At 57.6% G+C, this 4,812-nt stretch carries 5 protein-coding genes; 1 reads left to right on the top strand and 4 read right to left on the bottom strand.

Annotated elements, in window-relative coordinates:
- The 4 genes from ACIREA_RS26835 to ACIREA_RS26850 all read right to left on the bottom strand — a co-directional run.
- The coding region (locus ACIREA_RS26835; RefSeq protein WP_397385396.1) for a metal ABC transporter permease at positions 1–739 on the bottom strand (739 nt) is incomplete at its 3' end.
- Between the two features lie 10 nt (positions 740–749).
- Positions 750–1,544, bottom strand: a complete 795-nt coding sequence (locus ACIREA_RS26840; RefSeq protein WP_397385397.1) for a metal ABC transporter ATP-binding protein — start codon at positions 1,542–1,544, stop codon at positions 750–752.
- Complete coding sequence (locus ACIREA_RS26845; protein ID WP_397385398.1) at positions 1,541–1,966, bottom strand: hypothetical protein; 426 nt, start codon at positions 1,964–1,966, stop codon at positions 1,541–1,543. The genes ACIREA_RS26840 and ACIREA_RS26845 overlap by 4 nt, the downstream gene beginning before the upstream one ends.
- Before the next feature lie 3 nt (positions 1,967–1,969).
- Complete coding sequence (locus ACIREA_RS26850) at positions 1,970–2,887, bottom strand: metal ABC transporter substrate-binding protein (RefSeq protein ID WP_397385399.1); 918 nt, start codon at positions 2,885–2,887, stop codon at positions 1,970–1,972.
- A 118-nt stretch (positions 2,888–3,005) separates the two neighbouring features.
- Here ACIREA_RS26850 and ACIREA_RS26855 point away from each other — a divergent pair.
- A partial coding sequence (locus tag ACIREA_RS26855) for a TonB-dependent receptor (protein WP_397385400.1) occupies positions 3,006–4,812 on the top strand: 1,807 nt, incomplete at its 3' end.

The raw sequence follows: 4,812 nt of genomic DNA on the forward strand, positions 1-4,812 counted from the left end.
CCAGCGGATACGATAAAAAGAACGCCGCCACCGACCCAACGGCCCCAATGATCCCACCGCCCCAAAACAGCGTGCGTGCATTGTTCGTCAGCAGATAAACCGTCGCCGCAGGTGCCACCATCAGCCCCACGCTCAGAATGCACCCCACTGCCTGCAGCGATGAAATCAGCACCAGAATCGTCACTGCAAACGTCGCATAGTTCAAGAGCCGCACCGGCACTCCCAGACTCGCCGCAATGTTCGGCTCAAACAGATAGATGAGGAGTGGCCGTTGCAGCGCCGTTAGCGTGATCACCGCAATCGCGCTGATCCCAAACGCGATCCACAAATCCGAGTCCGCCATCCCCACGATGCTGCCAAACAACCACTCATCCAGCTTCTGCCTCATGTCCAAATTCTTCAAAATCAGCACGCCTCCCGCAAACGCCGTCGTGTACAGCACGCCCATCGCCGTGTCCTGATCCAGCCGCGAAGTCCGCGACAAAAAGATCGACCCCAGCCCCACAATCAGCGCCGCAAAAATCGCCCCCGCCAACGCACTCCATTGCGTGAGTCCACCAATCAGCACCGCCAGCGCAATCCCCGGCAGCAACGAATGCGACAACGTCCCAATCTTGAGCGCATCCTTCCGCAGCACCACAAACGCGCTCACAAAGCCATTGGCGAAACCGATCATCAAACACGCCATCAGCGTGCGCTTGGCAATGGGTTCGGCGAGGAAATCGGTGAAGGTGGACATGGCAGAGTCGTTACTCAGTTCGCGGTTCGCTGTTGCCATACGCGTTGGCGATATTACCCGGCGTGAAAACTTCAGCCACCGGCCCAAAAGCGATCTGATGCCGGCGAATCAGCAGCACATCATCAAAGTTGCCCGTCACCGTTTGCAGATCGTGATGGCTCGCAATGAGCAGCCGCCCCTCAGCCGTCAGCTCTTTAAACAACCGGCTCAGATTTTCCTGCGCCGGCTTATCCAGTCCCGTGAACGGCTCGTCCAGCAGCAGCACATGCGCCTCCTGCGCCAGCGCACGTGCAATGAACGCCCGCTGCTGCTGCCCACCAGAAAGCGCGCTGATCTGGCGATCCTCCAAATCACACAGCTCCATGCTTTTCAGCGCCCGCTCCACGATCTCGGCATCATGTCGCGAATACTGCCGCCACCATCCAAGGTTCGGATAGCGCCCCATCTCCACCAAGCCACGTACCGTGATGGGAAAATTCCAGTCCACATCCCCCCGCTGCGGCAGATAGGCGATCTCATGGCTGCTCCGCGTCAACGGTTTGCCACGCCACAAAATCTTGCCGCCACCACCGGGAATGAGTCCCGCAAGCGATTTCAACAACGTACTCTTACCCGCACCATTGGGGCCAATCAGTGCCATGCTGCGCCCACACTCCGTCGCAAAGTTGATCTTCTCCAACGCCCGCACTTCCTGATACTGCACACTGAGATCCACGACTTCCAACCGGTGATGCTGCGTATGCTCGCAACCTCCGCCCCAGCAGACGTGCTCCTTGGTATGGACATGGGGAACGGCGGTACTCATTTCCATACAAAGGTGAGGACTTCATCCAGACTGCCCGCCGAAGACCAGCGCGTCTCACTGCGCGAAGCAAAGCCATCCGGCTCAAGCTCCAGCGTGATCGAAGTATCCGGCGTTCCGTCCGCCCAGGTGGCGCTCAAAAACACATCCACACCATCCTTCACAGAGGGCAGGGCGGTCTGCACTTCAATGGGCGAGCCTGCAATCTCAGCAATCAATTCCTTGTCAGCAATCTTCACGCTCAACGTCACCGGCTTGTGCGCATAGCGCAGCCGCAGCAAAGTCTTCACACTTTGCGATTCCTCAACCTTCGCCGTAGCAGTCTTCGCCTGACTCACCGTACCAGTGAGATGGCTCAGCGGCACCGCCAGCACGATGAACGTGAGGGCGAGCAGGAAGATCTGAATGGGCGGAAAACCACGCATGGCTTATTTCACAGGAGCAGGAGCCAGTGCCGCGACGATGGCGCGGACATTGTGTGCCAGCATCGTTTCAAACGTATGCGCCACCTTCGCCGTACCATCCGCAATCAGCGGCTCACCAATCTTCACACCCGTGCTGCGCGCGATCTCAGCCAGCACCTTCGGATTCGCCTGATCTTCAGGAAAGATCGCCTTGATCCCATGCTCACGGATTTCCTCAATCGTCTCCGCGATGTGCTTGGAAGACGAGTCATCACTGCGCCCAATGCTTAGCACCGAGAGCGGCTCAAACCCATACTCCTTGCAGAAGTAACCAAAAGCCGCATGCGCCGTGACAAGCTGACGGCTCTTCCGATCAATCTTCGCAATCTCCTTCTGCGCCCAGCTTTTCAGTTCACCAAAACGTTTGCTAGCAGCCTTCGCCCCAGCCGCATACGCAGCCGCATTCGCAGGATCAACCGCACTCAGCTCATCCGCCACAATACGCGCCGCACGCTTCATGTTCTCAGCGCTGTGCCACCAATGCGGATCTTCCGAGCCATGGTGATGATCCTCATGCTCCTCCTCCTTGCCCTCATGATGATGCTCATGCTCCACAAAAGGAATGGAAGGAATTTTAGCCCCCACCTCCACCAGCTTCACACCCGCTCCCAAGCTGTCGCGCAGTTTGTCGAGAAAGCTCTCCAGCCCCTTGCCAGAAGCCAGCAGCAGCTTGGCACCACGCATCTCCGCCAGATCTTTGGGTGCCGGTTCAAAGTGATGAACATCAGCCCCCGGCTTCAGAATCTCAACCACCTCCACATTCGCACCACCCACCTGCCGGGCGAGATCAGCCAGAATGGGATGCAGCGTGGCGACTTTGGTGGCGCCAAAGCACGGAAGTGTGGCAGCCAGAAAACCAAGTGAGCGGAGAAAAAGCTTCATAAGCAAAAACTAGGATACGAAATTGAAAATACAAATGATTTGCAATTGCAATCAGTTTGCATATAGACCCAGAATCATGCAACACACTTGCACTATATCTCGCCAACTTCCTCTGATCATGCTTCTCATTCTCCCTGCCTGGGGCGCTTGTTTTGCTGAATCCGACACAAGAATCCAGCAGGCCGTCCGCAAATCCGTCAGCTTGGAGGAAGAAATTCCTATGGATGAAATGGTAATTACAGCTCCTCTAAACCGCCCCTTGTTCCAGCAAGCCCAGGCCGCCTCCATCCTAAGCGGCCAAAACTTGACCCTCGCCATCGAACCCAGCCTCGGCCAAACCCTGGCCCGCCTCCCCGGCGTCAGCAGTTCCTACTTCGGTCCAGCCTCCAGCCGTCCCATCATCCGCGGCCTGGATGGCGACCGCGTCCGCATCCTGCAAAACGGCCTCAACACCATCGATGCCTCCGCCACCAGCGTGGATCACGCAGTAAGCTTTGACACCTCCAACCTGAAGTCCGTCGAAGTGGTGCGTGGTCCTGCAACACTGCTCTATGGCTCGAACGCCATCGGCGGTGTCGTCAATTCGATCGATGGCCGCATCGTGGATGAAAAGCTGGACGGCACAATCCGCGGAGCGCTGAACGGGCGCTACAGCTCCGTGGACAACGGCTATCTCTCAAGCGTCATGGTCGAAGGCGGATATAAAGGGTTAGCCTTTCATGTTGAGTCCTTTACGCGTGCCGCTGAGGACTTCCGCATCCCCGGCAATGCTCGCACGACAAACGAGCAGACCATCAATCCGCTGCCTCCAGGTGAGACCGAAACCCGCAAGATCATGCCCAACAGCAACCTGCGTTCAGAAGGTGTGACCAGCGGTCTGAGCTACATCTGGGACAAAGGTTATTTTGGCTTCGCGTGGACTGAATTCCACACCAACTACGGCTCTCCTGCCGAGCAGAATGTCGTCATCGACATGCATCAGCAGCGTCTTGACGTGCGCGGTGCGTTCTACAAGCCGCTGCCGCTCATCAAGGAGATCAACTACAAGATTGCCACCTCCCGCTACCAGCACACTGAGTATGACGGCGGCATACCGGGCACCCTCTTCAAGAACAATGGCTATGATGCGCGTGTGGAGGTGAAGCATGAAAAAATCGCCGGGATGGAAGGCGTGGTCGGCTATCAGTCAGACCGCAGCGAGTTCAGCACCTCCGGAGATGAGGCCTTTCTGCCATCGACCATCACGCAGGCGGATGCCGTTTTTCTCTATGAAGACATCAGCCGCGGGCCGCTGAGTTTCCAGTTCGGCGGACGCTACGACCACATCACAGTGGAATCGCTCAACAGCGCCGCCTTTGGTCCCGCACTGGCACGGCGGTTTGACAATCTCAGCAGCTCGGTGGGCATTGTCTTCACTCCGAACGATGAATACGCCGTCGCATTCACCATCAACCGTGCGGAGCGTGCCCCTACGTATCAGGAGCTGTTTGCCAACGGCACCCATGCCGCCACCGGCGCTTTCGAAATCGGCGATCCCAACCTCCAACAGGAAAAATCGTTGGGCTTTGATCTGAATGTGCGGAAGCGCATCGGCTGGGTCACCGGCAGTGTTGGCGGCTATTACAATCGCTACAGAAACTTCATCGGCCAGTTCCCGACAGGCGTCGTGCACGTGGTCGGAGGGGAGAACTACAACGAGCTGATTTATCAGGCCACGAACGCTGAGTTCATCGGCTCTGAAATGGAGGCCACCTTCCACCTGCTGCATCCCATCACCTCCGCGCCGCCCGAGCACCAGAACAACCTGCACCTGCAGCTGCGTGCCGACGTGGTGCGTGCGCGTGACACGAAAACAGGTCTGTCTCTGCCTCGCATCCCGCCCTTCCACCTATCCAGCACTTTGAGTATGGAGCACGGACCCTTCG

The organism is Prosthecobacter sp., assembly GCF_044373815.1.
GTDB lineage: Bacteria > Verrucomicrobiota > Verrucomicrobiia > Verrucomicrobiales > Verrucomicrobiaceae > Prosthecobacter.